The sequence below is a fragment of the Christensenella tenuis genome, from assembly GCF_014287795.1.
Classification (GTDB): Bacteria; Bacillota; Clostridia; order Christensenellales; family Christensenellaceae; genus Christensenella; species Christensenella tenuis.
Genome location: NZ_JACOON010000006.1, coordinates 195697 through 212733, shown reverse-complemented (window position 1 = coordinate 212733; position 17037 = coordinate 195697). Strand labels below are relative to the sequence as shown.

General features: G+C 52.9%; 14 protein-coding genes and 1 riboswitch. Of the genes, 12 read left to right on the top strand and 2 right to left on the bottom strand.

All coding sequences use genetic code 11. The features are described 5' to 3' along the window. Positions 1-3: 3 nt before the first annotated feature. The 10 genes from H8S18_RS11965 (at position 4) to alsK (ending at position 10126) form a co-directional block, all read left to right on the top strand. Entirely contained in the window at positions 4-1506 is a 1503-nt protein-coding gene (locus H8S18_RS11965; RefSeq protein WP_186858500.1) for a sugar ABC transporter ATP-binding protein, read from the top strand. Between the two features lie 13 nt (positions 1507-1519). Beyond that, positions 1520-2491, top strand: a complete 972-nt coding sequence (locus H8S18_RS11960) for an ABC transporter permease (protein ID WP_243165149.1) — start codon at positions 1520-1522, stop codon at positions 2489-2491. A gap of 70 nt (positions 2492-2561) precedes the next feature. After that, on the top strand, positions 2562-3659 hold the full coding sequence (locus H8S18_RS11955; RefSeq protein WP_186858499.1) for a sugar ABC transporter substrate-binding protein: 1098 nt from the start codon (positions 2562-2564) through the stop codon (positions 3657-3659). Between the two features lie 167 nt (positions 3660-3826). Then, on the top strand, positions 3827-4876 hold the full coding sequence (locus H8S18_RS11950; RefSeq protein WP_186858498.1) for an NAD(P)-dependent alcohol dehydrogenase: 1050 nt from the start codon (positions 3827-3829) through the stop codon (positions 4874-4876). Positions 4877-4894: 18 nt separating this feature from the next. After that, positions 4895-5755: a class II fructose-bisphosphate aldolase gene (locus H8S18_RS11945; RefSeq protein ID WP_186858497.1), complete on the top strand. Its 861-nt coding sequence runs from the start codon at positions 4895-4897 to the stop codon at positions 5753-5755. 71 nt (positions 5756-5826) lie between these two features. Continuing rightward, on the top strand, positions 5827-6945 hold the full coding sequence (locus tag H8S18_RS11940; protein ID WP_186858496.1) for a PfkB family carbohydrate kinase: 1119 nt from the start codon (positions 5827-5829) through the stop codon (positions 6943-6945). Positions 6946-6973: 28 nt separating this feature from the next. After that, entirely contained in the window at positions 6974-7375 is a 402-nt protein-coding gene (locus H8S18_RS11935; protein ID WP_186858495.1) for a VOC family protein, read from the top strand. Between the two features lie 25 nt (positions 7376-7400). Beyond that, positions 7401-8264 (top strand): transketolase, encoded by an 864-nt coding sequence (locus H8S18_RS11930; protein WP_186858494.1) that lies wholly within the window; start codon positions 7401-7403, stop codon positions 8262-8264. Continuing rightward, positions 8254-9219, top strand: a complete 966-nt coding sequence (locus H8S18_RS11925; RefSeq protein ID WP_186858493.1) for a transketolase family protein — start codon at positions 8254-8256, stop codon at positions 9217-9219. The genes H8S18_RS11930 and H8S18_RS11925 overlap by 11 nt, the downstream gene beginning before the upstream one ends. Beyond that, the gene (gene alsK, locus H8S18_RS11920; protein ID WP_186858492.1) at positions 9200-10126 is read left to right on the top strand and encodes an allose kinase; all 927 of its coding nucleotides are present in this window, start codon (positions 9200-9202) and stop codon (positions 10124-10126) included. The genes H8S18_RS11925 and alsK overlap by 20 nt, the downstream gene beginning before the upstream one ends. A gap of 677 nt (positions 10127-10803) precedes the next feature. Here alsK and H8S18_RS11915 read toward each other — a convergent pair. Together H8S18_RS11915 and H8S18_RS11910 are read right to left on the bottom strand one after the other, a co-directional pair. Continuing rightward, on the bottom strand, positions 10804-12681 hold the full coding sequence (locus H8S18_RS11915; protein ID WP_186858491.1) for an ABC transporter ATP-binding protein: 1878 nt from the start codon (positions 12679-12681) through the stop codon (positions 10804-10806). Then, a complete protein-coding gene (locus H8S18_RS11910) occupies positions 12678-14987 on the bottom strand; it encodes an ABC transporter ATP-binding protein (protein WP_186858490.1) in 2310 nt (769 codons plus the stop codon). The genes H8S18_RS11915 and H8S18_RS11910 overlap by 4 nt, the downstream gene beginning before the upstream one ends. Positions 14988-15180: 193 nt before the next feature. On the opposite strand from H8S18_RS11910, the gene H8S18_RS11905 reads away from it, so the two are divergent. Together H8S18_RS11905 and H8S18_RS11900 are read left to right on the top strand one after the other, a co-directional pair. Next, positions 15181-15918, top strand: coding sequence for a TetR/AcrR family transcriptional regulator (locus tag H8S18_RS11905; RefSeq protein ID WP_186858489.1), 738 nt, complete (start codon positions 15181-15183; stop codon positions 15916-15918). A 5-nt stretch (positions 15919-15923) separates the two neighbouring features. Then, positions 15924-16694, top strand: coding sequence for a 4Fe-4S binding protein (locus tag H8S18_RS11900; protein WP_186858488.1), 771 nt, complete (start codon positions 15924-15926; stop codon positions 16692-16694). Positions 16695-16837: 143 nt separating this feature from the next. Next, positions 16838-17001, top strand: a riboswitch (cobalamin riboswitch). Positions 17002-17037 lie beyond the last annotated feature (36 nt).

Genomic DNA, 17037 nt, shown 5'->3' with positions numbered 1-17037 from the left:
ACTATGGCTGAAACTACAGCAATTAAGTTGGAACTGCAACACATTTCAAAATCATTTCCCGGGGTAAAAGCCCTGAACGACGTGAGCTTCCAGCTCCGCCGCGGTACAACCCACGTATTATGCGGTGAAAACGGGGCAGGGAAATCCACCCTGATGAAAATTATCAACGGGATTTACAAGGAAGACGAAGGCGATATTTTCGTGGACGGCCAGAAAGTTAAAATCCGCGATCCGCTGCACGCGCGGAACATGGGGATCGCGATGATTTACCAAGAATTGTCTTTCGTGCCGGACCTTACGCTCGAAGAAAATATTTGCCTCGGACATTGGCCCATGAAAAGCAGGGGCGTGATCGATTGGAAGGCTGTCCGTAAAAAAACTACGGAACTTCTGGAACAGGAGGGGCTTTCCTATGCGCCGGATACCAAACTGCGCAGCCTTAACGTTTCAGATATCCAAATGATCGAGATCCTCAAGGCGGTTTCCTTCAATGCGGATATCATTATCATGGATGAGCCGACCTCGGCGATTACTTCCAAAGAGGTGGAGAGGCTGTTTGAAAAGATCGAACAACTCAAACAGCGCGGCGCAAGCATTGTCTATATCTCACACAAAATGGATGAAATTTTCAAGATCGCGGACGATATCACCATCCTGCGGGACGGCAATGTGATCGAGACGCACGCGGCCTCCGATATCGATGAAAAAACGGTCATCGAACTAATGGTAGGGCGCAAGATTGAAAACCAGTATCCCAAAGAAGAGGTTGAAGTTACGGACGAAATGCTCCGTGTGGAAGGCCTCACCAGCGAAGCAACCTTCCATGATATGGATTTCTATGTGAAAAAAGGAGAAATCGTTGGATTTGCAGGACTGATGGGCGCGGGACGGACGGAGGTCATGCGCGCGCTTTTTGGCCTTGACCGCTATGATGGCGGGGCGATCTTCGTGAAGGGACAGGAAGTCAAAATAAGGAACGTGCAAGACGCGGTGCGCAGCGGCATCGCCATGCTGTCCGAAGACCGCCGCAGGTACGGCATCGTTCCGCTGTTGAGCGTGAAGGAAAATATTGCGCTGGCGGCTCTGGATAAATTTATCAGGAAAGGCCGCTGGTATAAAAAGGAAGAATTTGACGCAGTACGCTCCATGTGCGAAAAAATGCGGGTCAAAACGCCTACGCTCGACACCAAGGTGTTCTCGCTTTCCGGCGGCAACCAACAAAAGGTCATCCTCGCGAAATGGATGGTGCGCGAACCCGATATCCTGATCCTCGACGAACCGACGCGCGGCATCGACGTCGGGGCCAAGAGCGAAATTTACCAGTTGATGATGGAACTGGTAAAGCAGGGAAAAAGCATTATCATGGTCTCGTCCGAGCTCCCGGAGCTCATCGGCATGTGCGACCGCGTTTACGTCATGCATGAAGGCTATATGACAGGCATGCTTGAAAAGGACGAACTTTCGCAGGAAGCTGTTATGCAGTTGGCTGTAAAATCTGTGCAATAAAAGGAGTAAAGCAATGGAAAAACAAATGACACTCAATAAAGGAAAGAAAAATTTCTTTAGCAAATATAGCCTTATTTTTATCCTGATTATATTCATGATCGTATGTACGTTTGCTAACGAAAACTTTTTGACGTCGACCAACCTGATTAACGTATTCCGCCAACAATCGGTCGTCATCATGCTGGCCCTCGGCGAAATGATTTTGATTATCGCCGGATTGCTTGACTTATCCTGCGGCTCTGTAGTCGCGTTTGCCGGCGTCGTATCGGTCTTGGCGTATAAGGCGGTTCCCAACCTGTTCGTGGGCTTTGCTGTAGCAATCGGCGTAGCGCTGGCAATCAACGCGCTCAACGGACTGATGGTAACGAAATTCAAAACGCCGCCTTTCATCGCGACCCTCGCGACGCAGGCGATCGCGCGCGGCGCGGCGCTCTATATTACGGGCGGGCAAAACGTCTATGAGATCGGCGACTATAATATAGTTGGCCAAGGCTCTTTTGGACCGATCCCAATCCCCGTTGTCATCATGCTTATCGCACTTGCCATCATGATTTATATTATGCGTTATACACGCTTCGGACGCTCTACCTATGCGGTCGGCGGAAATGAAGAAGCGGCAAATGCTTCGGGTATCAAAGTGAACGCTGTCAAAATGAAGGCTTACCTTGTCAACGGCGTGCTCGTAGGCGTCGCGGCGCTGGTGTTCATGTCCCGCGTCAACGGCGGACTGCCAAACGGCGCCAAAGACTATGAATTTGATGCCCTTACAGCAACGATCATCGGCGGCACGAGTTTTACAGGAGGCGTTGGAAACCCTGTAGGAACGCTGCTCGGAGCTCTGATCGTCGGATTTCTAAGTAATATCATGAACCTGATGTCAGTAGACTCATACATACAACAAATTGTACGCGGCGCGATCATTGCGGTTGCTGTTATTATCGACATCTATTCCAAAGACCGGCAAACCAGTAAATCAAATAAATAAAGTTTTCTTCCGGTTCCGATACCTACGCAGCGGAAGAAAAAATGAAATATAAAATTACGAGGAGGAAAGTATGAAAAAATTAGTTAGCATTATCTTGGTAAGCGTGATGCTTGCGGCAGTTGCCCTTACAGGCTGTGCAAGCACCGAACAGCCGGCGGCGTCTTCAGATTCCGGAACGGATACACAGGCATCCGCCGCTCCTGCCGAATCGTCCGCGGCCTCGGACAGCGGCAGCGAGGGCGAAGGCGGAAAGTATAAGGTTGCCTATGTGGCCCGTACCCTTTCGGATCAATTTGCTTCCTGGCTTGCATCCGAAATGCAAAAATCGGCGGAAGAATATTCCGACACCTATACGCTCGACGTTCTCGATTCCCAGGGCGATCCGGAAAAGGAGAATTCCCTGCTTGAAAACTGTATCACCCAAGGATACGACTGTGTGATTATCCAGCCGAACGACGGCGAGCTCCAACGGCCGTATGCGGAAAAACTGGTGGAAGCAGGTATCAAGGTAATCACCACGAACGCTAAAATTCCGGATCTTGAAGGCGCTTCCAGCGTTGATGCAGATCCGTACGAACAGGGCGCGGTCCTCGCAAGGGACGCGGCGGAAAAAATACCGGAAAATGGCAAAATCGTTATACTGAACTGCCTGCCGGGCAATTTGCATACGACGACCCGCTATCAAGCGTTCCAGGAGGAGCTGCTTGCAAAGCGCCCTGATATCGAAGTATTGGGCGACCAGATTATCGAGCAGGGCAGCGAAGCGGATGCAATGGCGGTATTCGAGGACTGGGCACAGTCCTACGGCACGTGGGACTGCACGCTGACCACATCCGACGCGCTCGCGCAGGGTTTCATCAATATGGCAAAAGATAATCCGGCGTTTGAGAACACTCTCGTGTACGGCGTGGACGGCACGGCAGGCGGAATGCTCAATGTAATCGACGGCTTGCAGACCGCGACCTGCCTCCAAAATGCAATCGAACTCGGCGAATTGAACACGAAGCTGGCCTACGAACTCCTGACAGGCGCGACCGAGCAGGAAGATTACGCGATCGAAGCGATCCTTGTGGATTCGAGTAACGTAGATGAATACATTAAGATCTATATAGACAATGGACAGCTTACAGAAGACGAAGTAAAACAGCATCAGGACGCTGCTGCCTGACCATTCAAAAACATCTGCAACCGGAACATCCGGCCAGGACGCGAGGCGGCCCGGCCCGACTGAAAAATGATGTGCGTGGGTGATTGAAAAGATTGGGATTGCATGCGAAAGGCGGCTGTATGGCCGCCTTTGCGCGGCAATCCGCATAGTGAGAGGAGACAGGGATATTGAAAGGGACAATGAAAGTTGCCGTCATGAACGGCGTAGGAAAAATGGGCTATACGGAGCGGCCAATCCCGCAGCCAAAAGACAATGAAGTGCTGGTAAAACTGGAATATGTAGGGATTTGCGGTTCAGACCTTCATTTTTATGAAGCGGGCGCCATTGGCGGCCATGTGGTAAAACCGCCATTCGTTTTGGGGCACGAACCTGGCGGCACGGTAGTGGAAGTAGGCAGAGACGTGAAGCACCTCAAAGCGGGGGACCGCGTCGCGCTGGAACCGGGTAAAACATGCGGACACTGTGAATTTTGCAAAAGTGGACGCTATAACCTCTGCCCGGATGTAATTTTTTTTGCGACGCCCCCGGTGGACGGTGTGTTTCAGGAATATGTGGCGCACGAGGCGGACCTGTGCTTCAAGCTTCCAGACAATGTGAGCACTCTCGAGGGTGCGCTGATCGAGCCGCTGGCAGTCGGCTTTCATGCTGCAAACCAAGGCGGCGCCGAGCTTGGACAAACGGCTGTTGTGATGGGAGCGGGCTGTATCGGGCTTGTATCCATGATGGCCCTGAGGGCCAAAGGCGTTTCAAAGGTCTACGTGGTGGACATCATGCCCAAACGGCTGGAAAAAGCGATGGAGCTCGGCGCGACAGGCGTGATTAACGGCGCGGAGCAGGATGTAGTCTGTAAAATCATGGAACTGACCGCGGGAACGGGCTGCGACCTGGTGATCGAGACGGCCGGCAACGAGATCACCATGCAGCAGGCAATCAAGGGCGCAAAAAAGGGAGGGACCGTCGTTTTCGTGGGTTATTCCCTGAAAGACAATGCAAACATCCCTATGAACCTCGCACTCGATAAGGAATTAACCTTCAAGACAATCTTCCGTTACCGCAACATCTATCCAATGGCGATCGAGGCGGTTGCAGCGGGCAAAGTCGACCTGAAGAATATCGTAACGGATATTTTCCCGTTCGGCGATATCCAGAACGCGATGGATCAAAGCGTAGAAAACAAGGCGAACATTGTCAAGGCGGTCGTGAAAATAGCGGACTAAAACAGCGGAGGAAACAGAATGTCGCTTGTAAATATGAAGGAAATGCTGGAACATGCGCGGGAAGGCAGATATGCGGTAGGGCATTTCAATGTGTTCAACATCGAGATGCTGCGCGGCGCGGTCAAGGCAGGAGAAAAGTATAATTCGCCCATTATCCTCGCATTTGCGGAGGTATTTGAGAAACTGGTATCAATCGAAGAATTTGCCCCGGCGATGATCGCGGCGGCAGAGACGGCGGATATACCGGTTGCCGTTCATCTTGACCATTCCAAATCATTTGAATATATCAAACGCGCGGTGGACGCAGGTTTTACGTCGGTTATGATCGACGCTTCAGACCAGACGTTTGAAGAAAATGTGCGCCGTACAAAGGAAGTGGTCCGGTTTTGCGCCCCGAAGAATGTGACGGTCGAAGCGGAACTCGGACACGTTGCCGGACTGGAGGGTTATGAGGACGGCTACGAGGAGAGCGCGGACGACTATACGGACGTGCGCGAGGCTGTGCAATTTATCCGCGAAACCGGGGCGGACGCGCTTGCGGTAGCCATCGGAACGGTGCACGGAGTCTACCGGAGAGAGCCGAAACTGAACCTCGAGCGGCTGAAAGAACTGCGGCGGGAGGTACCGGTTCCCCTTGTGATGCACGGAGGAAGCGGCCTTTCGGACGGGGATTTTGAAAATGCGGTCCAGAACGGAATCGCGAAAATAAATATTTTTACAGACCTCAATATTGCGGCAAAAAAATGCCTGAAGGAAAACTGTATGGAGGAGGAAAGTCAATACCTCGGCTATCTTGACCTATGTGCCAAAGTGGCGGAGGCGGTCTGCACAGAAGTGGAGAAAAAAATAATTTTGTTCGGCTCTGCTGGAAAACGGTGATATATGGGCCGCGGGAAACGCGCCTTTTGTGAACTCCGCGCGTTTCTTTTGAAAATAGGAAAGGAGCCGATATGCAGGAAAAACTGGTAGAAAAACTCAAAGACGCGGTCAAAAAGCGCCGCCCCGCCGTGATTGGATTCGATGGATTTATCGACGAAGTGGTGCATGTGGTGGATAAACGCACGGATCCCGGGCATTATACACGCGTGCGTACCATAGAGGATTACGCGACCATGGTCCGTAACGGTGCGGGGCTCAGTACCAGCATGGAAATCGTGACAGTCGCAAAGAAACTCGGAGGCAACGGGCCGAATATGTCGATCGGGCTCAAAAACTATGGGATTGGCCTGACCTATATCGGAACGGTTGGAACCGGGGCGCTTGATCCGGTTTATGGGCCGCTTGCGGAGGGATCGCGCGTTATCGGCGTGGCAGATCCAGGACAGACGGATGCGGTGGAATTTGAAGACGGAAAGATCATCCGTTGTAAACTTGTTCCCCTGAATCTGATGGACTGGGACGACGTAAAGCGCGCGGTGGGTCTGGAAGAACTGATCTGCCTAGTCCGCGAAGCAGAACTTCTGAGCTTCAGCAACTGGTCGATGATTATGCACATGAGTGAGATATGGGAAGGCCTGCTTGAGGAAGTTCTCCCCCATGTGGAAAACCGGGCGGGGAAAACGTTGTTTATTGATTTTGCCGATCCGGAAAAGCGCAGCGGGGAAGAGATTCTCGGCGCGGTCCGGCTGCTTGAGCGTTTCGAGGAAGCGGGAATCAAAACGGCTCTTGGGCTCAACAAAAAGGAAGCGTGCGAATTTGCGGAACTGTTCGGCAGACCGATTGCAGGGTATCGTGACTATCCGCTGGAAGAGCTCACCCGTTTTGTTGCGAAACAGATAAAGATAGACTGCCTGGTCGTGCACCCGGTTAAAAAAGCAGCCTGTATGACGGGCGGGAATTATTATGAAGTAGAAGGTCCGTTCTGTGCGCAGCCCGTCCTCAGCACGGGTGCAGGGGATAATTTCAACGCGGGATTCGCCTATGGATATTTGTGCGGCTTTGAGCCTGCGCTTTCGCTGATGCTCGGAACAGCCACGTCGGGATTTTACGTGCGGAATGGGCGCACGGGCACGGCGGAAGAGATGGAACGTTTCCTGATGGAATGGAAAAGAGGAAAGCTGGACCGCTGAATGCGGGCTTGGAACGGAGGAGGACAATATGGCAAAATTGGAAGGACTCGCGCACATTGGCGTATTTGTATCCGATCTGCAAAAATCAAAGGAATTTTACGAGAAGATACTGGATTTTAAAACGATATGGGAATGCAGGGTAAAGGAGGCAGACGGAACGACTACAGACGTTGCCTTCGTACAGAACGGCTGTCTGACGCTCGAACTTGTGCGGCTGGAAAAACTGCAAAAACGGACAGATGGACTGGTCGACCATATCGCAATGAAGGTGGAAGATATCGAAACGGTAAAAAGGACTCTGGCCGCACGTGGGATCGTGTTCGAGACAGAGGAGGCCGTCTGCAATGCGGACGTTTTCCCTCATGGATCGAAATGGATCCTATTCCGCGGGCCGGACAATGAACACCTGGAACTTACAGAAGTGTTATAGAAGGCGATAGGAGAGTAATGTAATTATGGAAAATCAGGTAATAAGGGATACGGAGAAATTTGCGGTGGAAATCCGCATGCAGGTAATCCGCCAGTTGGCAAAGCTGGGCTTTGGACACGCAGGCGGCTGCCTTTCTGTAGTAGATGTGGTCGCTTCCCTTTACAGCGGGATTATGGATATAGATCCGAAAAATCCGCGGAAAAAAGAGCGGGACAGGCTGGTCGTTTCTAAGGGGCATGCAGGCCCGGCGCTTTACGCAGCGCTTGCCCTTAAAGGCTTTTTCCCAATGGAATGGCTCGATACGCTCAACCAGGGCGGGACGCGCCTCCCAAGCCACTGCGATGGGAATAAAACGCCGGGGATTGATTGCACGACCGGCTCGCTCGGGCAGGGGCTTTCCCTTGCGGCGGGTATGGCGTACGGCCTTAAGCTTGATGGAATACCAAATACGGTCTATGCGGTTCTGGGGGACGGAGAATGCCAGGAAGGGCAAATTTGGGAAGCCGCGCTTGCCGCACCGAAATTCGGACTCGACGCCCTTATTTGTTTTGTAGACTACAATAAGGTTCAGCTTGACGGTACGGTAGACGAGATCATGCCGCTTAAGAGCCTGTTCATGAAATTCCGTTCCTTCGGCTGGCATACGCAGCAGATAAACGGAAACGACCCGGCATCGATCTTTGCGGCGGTGGAACTTGCGAAAAAGGAAAAAGGCCGTCCAAGCGTGATATTGCTCGATACCATAAAAGGATATGGATGCAGCGAAATCGCGGCGCTCGGCTGCCTGAACCATCATATGGATATGCCCGAAGACCTCGCTCAGCGCTGCATGGCGGAACTTCGGGAACAAATGAAACAATATGGACAGGAGGAGCGACATGAAAATTGAACTTGCATTTCATAACGAAACGGAAGCCGCGCCGCTGAGCTCGGCCTATACGGATACCATTGCGGAGCTGATGGAAAACGACGAGGACGTAGTGTCCATTGACGCCGACCTGATGAAGGCAATCAAGATCGACAGGATACAGGAACGGTTTCCGGGGCGCGTGCTCAACGTCGGCATTCAGGAAGGGAATATGATCGGCATGGCGGCAGGCATGGCGCGCGTGGGGAAAAAGGTATACGCACATACGTTTGCGCCGTTCATTACGCGGCGGGTCTTTGACCAAATCTTTATTTCTTCAGCTTACGGGAAAAACCCAATCCGCCTTTATGGAAGCGACCCGGGAATTTGCGCGAAATTCAACGGCGGCACGCACACCACGTTTGAAGATATCGCTATGATGCGTACGATTCCGGATATCTACCTGTTTGAAATCACGGACAGCGTGATGTTCAGGAGCCTGATGCACGCCACAAAGGACGAAAATAGAATAATCTATTTTCGTGCGGACCGCGCGCCGGCCGTGAAGGTGTATAGTGATTCCAGCGAATTCACACCGGGAAAGGGCGCCGTACTGAAGGATGGCGGCGACGTGACGGTTATTGCCTGTGGGATCATGGTAAGCGAGGCTCTCGCTGCGGCGGAAAAACTGGAGCAGGAAGGGATTTCCACAGCTGTGATCGATATGTTCACCATCAAACCGATCGACCGGGAACTGATCGTGGAATACGCCCAAAAAACAGGAGCGGTCGTAACGGCGGAAAACCATAATGTAAACGGCGGCCTTGGGGATGCGGTGGCGTCCGTGCTCTCGGAGGAACGGCCTACCGTAATGCGCAAGCTGGCCGTACGCGATGAATTCAGTGAGGTCGGCCCGATGGATTACCTGAGGGAGCGCTTCCACCTGAACGCGGCGGGCGTGATTGCGGCAGTAAAAGATGTCATTCAATACAAATAGAACCATGAAAAGTGCGATTGGGGTCGATATCGGCGGCACAAATTTTCGTATCGGATGGGTGCGCGAAGACGGCACGGTACTTTGCCTGGATAAAAAACCGAGCAAAGCGCTGTGCGAAGGTGGGAAAGCGGCGGATCTGCTGGCCGAAGAGATACGGACGTTTATGGAGGCGAATGGGGTACGGGATGCGCAAGCCATTGGGATCGGCTTTCCCGCACCGGTTGCCGCGGACGGAAGAACGGTATTCCCCTGTCCGAACCTGAAGAACCCGGACGAGGGTTTTGGCGGCGTTGATGTGGTAAGCAGGCTGGAAAGCCTGGGGCTGCCCATTGCCATTGCCAAGGATACGGATATGCTGCTCCAGGCGGAGATCATGGAACGGCAGATGGGGGCGCAGGATATTGTGACTGCTTTCTATTTCGGAACGGGCGTTGGAAACAGTGTGTATTACCGCGGCAATCTGCTGCGCGGCGCGCACGGAAGCGGCTGCGATGCAGGACATATTCCGGTGCTCGGGGGAACGCGGACCTGCGGCTGCGGCAAGAAAGGCTGCATCGAATGCTATGCGTCGGGGGCGTATCTTGCTTCCCTGTGGGAAGAGCGTTTCGCGGACTGCGCCCTTGCCGATCTTTTTCGGGTACATAAAGGCGCCCGCGAGTTGGCAGAATTTATAGAAGCCTGCGCTATCCCCGTGGCAGCCGAAATCACGATTTTCGACCCGACGCTTGTAATTCTTGGGGGCGGTATACTCGGGATGGATCATTTTCCGTATGAAAAGCTCACGGGAAAAATTTACGAACATGTGAAAAAACCGTATCCCGCTGAGAATATGGTGATCGAACGGGCTGCGGCGGTGAATGCGGGCGTCCGGGGCGCGGCATGGTATGCGCTTTCACATGTGTTTTAAGAGGGGAATAACCTGAAAAACATACCGGAAGTACGGCTGGGAATCCTGGCCGTAAGCAGGGAAGTTTTGACGCAGGCCTTCCGAAATACCGCCGCAAGGCAGCGGCAAAGGCCCGCGAACAAAAGGAAATTGTACTCTATCCTTGCGGCTTATATTGCGCGGCGTGGGGTGCTGTCCGTGCCGGTACATTTTTTGGCGGGATCGGCGCGGTTGCAGAGCCGGAAATGGAACGTTTCTACCGTCATATACTGATTGGAGAGCACTATCCGCATCATGGCGCGATTGCGTTTGGGCGTGCGGGAAAATCCATTTGTATAAAAATAAGGAGGGGTTCTCCAGAATATTTGGAAGTGTGCGGGAATACGGAACCTCCTACCGTATTCCCCGGGCACGCACTGGCAAAGGAAAAAACGGTAAGAGCACGAAAGACATAAAGAACCTTATGTCAAACGCAGGAAAATGCCGGGAAGAATCTCAGGCGATGCAAAAAAAGCACGGCTGGGCTGCTGTGAACGGTAAGAAACAGATGTGGTTCATTGCGGATTCATAAATGCTTTTTCCGGATTACTTTACCGGCAGTAAAAGGGTTCCGGCGGTTTTCATGCCGCCGGAACCCTTTTTGTCTACAAGCGGTAGGAAGGGGACAATTGCCCTCCTCCAGTATAAGGCTGCCGCGATCAGGAAGCCTCCGCTGTGGGCGGGGCAAACTGGCTGTTGTACAGGTCGGCGTAAAAGCCGCCCTTTTTAAGAAGCGCGTCGTGCGTACCCTGCTCGATGATATCGCCGTCCTTCATCACAAGGATAAGGTCCGCGTCCTTGATGGTCGAGAGGCGGTGGGCGATCACAAAGCTGGTGCGGTTTTCCATCAGCGCGTCCATTGCTTTTTGGATCAACGCCTCAGTCCGCGTATCGACAGAGCTTGTTGCTTCGTCGAGTATCAGCATATCCGGATCGGCGAGGATGGCGCGCGCAATCGTGAGAAGCTGCTTCTGTCCCTGAGAGATGTTCGACGCGTCCTCGTTGAGGATCATCTCATACCCATGGGGCAGCGCCTTGATGAAGTGATGCGCGTGCGCGGCCTTTGCCGCTGCAATCACTTCTTCGTCCGTCGCGTCCATGCGCCCGTAGCGGATGTTTTCCATGATCGTATCGTTATACAGCCACGTATCCTGTAATACCATACCGAAGTGGCGGCGCAGGTCTGCGCGGGTAAAGTCCATAGAATCATGCCCGTCAATCAGGATCTCGCCGCTGTTTAAATCATAAAAGCGCATCAGCAGCTTAATCATAGTGGTCTTACCCGCGCCCGTAGGGCCGACAATGGCGATCTTCTGGCCCGGTTTCACTTTTGCGGAAAAGTCCTCGATGATGATTTTGTCCGGAGTATAACCAAAATGCACGTCTTTGAATTCCACGTTGCCGTCCACATGATCCAGCTTGACAGGATGGATCGTATCCGGCGCTTCCTCCGGCTCATTCAGGAACTCGAACACACGCTCGGACGCTGCCGCCGTTTGCTGCAAAATATTGGAAATATTTGCAAGCTGGGACAACGGCTGCGTGAAGTTGCGCACATATTGCACGAAAGACTGGATATTACCGACGGTAATGGTGCCCTGCGCGGCAAACCAGCCGCCGAGGACGCACACCGCAACATAGCCGAGGTTGCCAATGAACGCCATGATGGGCTGCATCAGGCCGGACATAAAGTTTGCCTTCCATGCCGCCGAGTAGAGTTTTTCATTCTCGCCGTTAAAAACGTCGATGCTTTCTTCTTCCCCGTTATAGGCGGAGATCACGTTGTGCCCGCCGAACATTTCCTCCACGTGCCCGTTGACCGAACCAAGGTAGTCCTGCTGCTGCTTGAAAAACTTCTGCGAGCGCTTCACCACCTGGAAAATGAGCGCCAGCGCAATCGGGACGATGCACAGCACCACAAGGGTCATCACCCAGTTGATCGTAAACATCATCACCACCACGCCGACAACCATTGTGACCGACGTAATGATCTGTGACAGGCTCTGGTTGAGCGTTTGGCTGATGGTGTCCACGTCGTTGGTCACGCGGGACAGCACATCGCCGTGACTGTTGCGGTCAAAATAGGAAAGCGGCAGGGTATTGACCTTTTGGCTGATATCCTTCCTCAGGCGGTATGTGACCTTGTTGGCTACCCCGGTCATGATATAACCCTGGATGTAGCCAAACAGGGCGGATATCCCATACAGGATAACAAGCATAATCAGAATCTGGCTGATGCGTACAAAATCGATGCCGTCGCCCGATCCGCTGATCTGCCCCATGACTCCCTCAAAGAGGACGGTCGTGGCGTTCCCCATCAGCTTCGGGCCGATGATAGAAAACACGGCGGAAGCAATCGCGAAGATGAACACGACGATCACGGCGATCTTATATTTGCCGATATATTTCAGGAGGCGGCCCATGGAGCCTTTGAAATCCCTTGCTTTTGCGCCGACTATGGGAACACCGGGGCCCGGGCCGCCCATAGGTCCGCGCTTTGGCCCCGCAGGAGGCCGCTTTGTTGTATTTTCGCTCATGACTGTAATTCCTCCTCCGAAAGCTGGGAAAGGGCGATCTCGCGGTAAGTCCCGCAGGATTCCATTAATTCCGTATGTGTCCCCTTCCCGACGATTTTCCCCTCGTCAAGCACGATAATCTGGTCGGCGTCCATAATGGTGCCTACCCGCTGCGCGATAATAAGGACGGTCTTATCCTTCGTTTGTTCGCGGATTGCGGCGCGCAGCTTGGCGTCCGTCTTAAAATCCAGCGCGGAAAAGCTGTCGTCAAACACATAGATGTTCGGGTCTTTGACGAGCGCCCGCGCAATGGAAAGCCGCTGCTTCTGCCCGCCCGACACATTGGCGCCGCCCTGCGAGATGCTTGCGTCAAGCCCCTTGGCGTTTTTGCTGATGAATTCCATGGCCTGCGCTCCCTCGGCGGCACTGTTTAGCGTTGCGTCGCTTGCCTCCTCGTCCCCGAGGCGCAGGTTGGAAGCGATGGTTCCGGAGAACAGGACGGCTTTCTGCGGGACATAGCCGATCTGGTCGCGCAGCTCGTGGCGCGTTACCTCGCGCACATCCAAGCCGTCAATGACCACACTGCCGCAGGATACGTCGTAAAAACGCGGGATCAGGTTCGCAACGGTGGACTTCCCGGACCCGGTCGGCCCAATAAAGGCCGTCGTCTGGCCGGGCAAGGCCGTAAAATCGATATCGGTGAGTACGTTGTCCTCCGCGCCCGGATAGGCAAAACATACGTTTTTAAATTCAAGCTTGCCTTTCGGGTCCTTAAAATGCTTCGGGTTTTGCGGATCGTGGATCTCCGGTTCCGTTTCAAGCACGTCTGCGATGCGGTGCGCGGAAACGGATGCACGGGGCAGCATGATGAACATCATAGACATCATCAGGAATGCCATTACAATTTGCATTGCATATTGCATAAAAGCCATCATATCGCCGACCTGCATGGAGGATGCGGCAATCTGGTTCGCGCCTACCCAGATAATCAGCAGGGAAATACCGTTCATGATAATCGTCATGACCGGCATCATCAGGGCCATGGCCCTGCCCACGAAAAGCTGGTTGTGAGTCAGGTCTTTGTTTGCGTTATCAAACCGGTCCAGCTCAAATTGCTGCGTGTTAAACGCGCGGATTACCATAATTCCCGAAAGGCTTTCACGCATGACGAGGTTCAGCCTGTCCACAAGGGCCTGCATTTTCTTGAACTTGGGCATTACAATCGCAAAAATCGAGCCGATAAAGCCCAAAAGAATGATAACCGCAAGCGCGATAATCCATGACATCGATACGCTTTTGTTGAGCGCCATAATCACGCCGCCCACGCCCATGATCGGCGCATAGATCACCATGCGGATCATCAGGATAACCACCATCTGGATTTGCGTCACATCGTTTGTGCTGCGCGTGATGAGCGACGCGGTGGAGAATTTATCGAATTCTACATTGGAGAAATTTTCCACTTTGGTAAAGGTCTTCTGACGCAGGTCGCGCGCCAGGCCCGCGCCGATCCTCGCCGCGAGCAAGCCCACCACAACCGTACACGCCGCGGAGCCAAGGGCCAGGAGGAGCATAAAGCCGCCGTTCTGCCAGATATAATCCTGCTGGATGGCGGTGGTATCCATACCGAGCGCCTGGTATTCGCTTTTCACTGCGGGGATTGCCGTCTGCTGGAGCAGGCTTGCATCCATGCCCCCAAGCTTTTCATCCAGCAGGGTATTGAGCGCCGAATAAACGTCCTGCGCCTGCGGATAAGCGTTCAGGACGGTAAAGAAACCGGATCCTTCCGGCTGCTGCATATAATATCCGAAAAATTGCAGAAGAACAGGCGGAATTTCCGCTTCTTTTTCCGAACCGTCCTCGCTCACCTGCTTATCGAGCGCGAGCGTATCGGAACCGCTTTGTTCCGCCTCCATAATCTGCTCAATCGTGGAAATCGAAGCAAACGCCTTTGAAAAACCGGGATTCATGAGCAGGGTATCATGCTCATCGAGATCCTGCTTCACATAAATATTTTCGTGTTCAAGCGCCGGATATTCCTTGACATAGGCGGCATAATCCGGGCTGTCTTTGGTAATGAGCGTGTAATTATCGCGCACGAGTTTTTGCTGGCCTTCATCCATAAATGAAAGCAGTGTGCCCATGGTATCCTCGCCCACAGCGGCCGGAACCGCATTTTCAATACCTCCCTGCTGAATACCTGTGTCCACAATTTTAGACATATAATTCGGCAGCGACAAATCGCAGTATGCCTGCCCGAACAAGAGCAGGACCGCGACAATCAAAAGCGCGGCATAGGGCTTCATATACTTGATGATACGCCTCATAAAATGTCGTTCTTTCCTTTCTGATAGAGCCTTTTCCTGCCGCGTATCTCTCGCGGCGATACTTTCCCCGATACTTCCGTTTGTCCATGATACTGCGGTTGCATAAAAATGTCAATAAGATTATTAAATTTATTGACTCGGTTGCATAAATGTGTTAATCTCGTTTTAGAATCTTGCGAAAGAAGTAACCAAAATGGCGGGCAAAGACACAAAAACAAAGATTAAGGAAATCGGCCTGAAGCTGTTTCAGGAGCGCGGCTTTGAAAATGTGACGATCAATGAAATCTGTGAACAAAGCGGCGTAAACAAGCATACCTTCTATTATTATTTCAAATCAAAAGACGAGCTTCTGAAAGACTATTACGAGCTTCCATACGATATCGGCACCGAATACTTCGTGCAAATCCTCAACGCGGAAAATTATGTGGAACAGCTCTGGCTTTCTTATAAACCTTTTTTAGACCGGATAAGCGAATCCGGGACGGAAATTTCCCGGCAGCTTTTCATTAAAAATATCAATCAGGACGTGGGAACTTTCCGTGGAGGCAAGCGGCGGAACGAACATATGGAAATGCAGGCCAGTATCATTGCAAAGGGCCAGGCAGCGGGGGAAATCCGCAATTCCTCCGATCCCAAAACGCTTTGTATGATGATTCACCAGACGTTTGTCAGCACCTTGTTTATGTGGTGCATGCACAACGGCGCGTTTGACCTGCCTCTTTATATCCGCAGCGGCGTGGAGGCTATGCTGGATGTAAAGCCCGGGCTGCGCGCCTATCCGGAGATTAGCCTTATGGACATCTGGAGCCGTGACGAGGCGCGGCTGGAGCGGAACGGCGGACACTCCGGAAAACGGGAAGCAGCCGCGCAGCGCACGAAGCGAAGAATGGGAAGAACAGCGGAGCGGAGCCGTCCGCCAAAGAAGGAGTGAAGATCATGGGGAACGTAACGGCAATTTATTTCAGCCCCACCGGAGGGACAAAGCAGTATGTGCGCGCGGTGGCGCGGGGGCTTGGCAAAGCATATGGGGAGGTTGACCTGACGGACAAGGAAACAAGGGCGCAGGAACATACATTTGCGCCGGACGATCTTGTGGTGATCGGCGTCCCCGTTTACTATGGACGCGTCCCCCAACTGCCGGACGGGCTGCTGCGCGGCCTGCGGGGGAACCATACGCCCGCCGTACTGGTGGCGGTTTATGGCAACCGCGAGTTTGACGACGCGCTTTTGGAACTTTCCGGTTTGTGCGAAAAACAGGGTTTTTACGGCGCTGCTGCGGCTGCCTTTGTTGCACAGCATACCTTTTCCGCGAAGATCGCCGGCGGCCGGCCGGACGCGGACGACCTGCTGATCGCCGAAGAATTCGGAAGAAATATAAAAGCGCTGCCGGCGGAAAAGGCCGGAAGGGAAATCCGGCTGCCGGGAAACCGGCCGTACCGCTCATTTCAGGTTGCGCCCTTCACGCCCAAAGGAGACAAAAAATGTACGGCGTGCGGCGCATGCGCGCGCGCCTGCCCGGCAGGGGCGATTGCACCGGAAACGCCGCGGGAGACGGATGCGAAAAAGTGCATCCGCTGCCTTGCATGCGTACATGTCTGCCCTGTCCATGCACGCAGGGTTGGCGGACCGGTCTATGGCATGCTGGTAAAAAAGCTGGAAAAGGAACTGACCAAAACGGAAAAAGAAGCGAGGCTGTTTTTGCCGTAGGAAGGGAAAACACAAATTTTAATGAACGAATAAAGCGCTGGACAAAGCGCTTTTTTGTTTGAAGCGAAAAAAACGTGTTATATTTGTGTTGACTTTCGCGGCAGAGAGCAATACAATATGTATGTATTATTAAAAAAATAAACACAGTATATTGTGTTTCGGATGAGGGAAGTCGGGTGAAAATCCCGCGCGGTCCCGCCGCTGTAAAAGCCGAGCGGCGCACAGATGCCACTGGAAAAGTTCTGGGAAGGCGTGCGAAGCGTTTGAGGCTTGAGCCAGAATATCTTACCGAAACGACAGCGCCACGGAGTATGGCATCAAAAACCGGTCCCTACCATCGGTA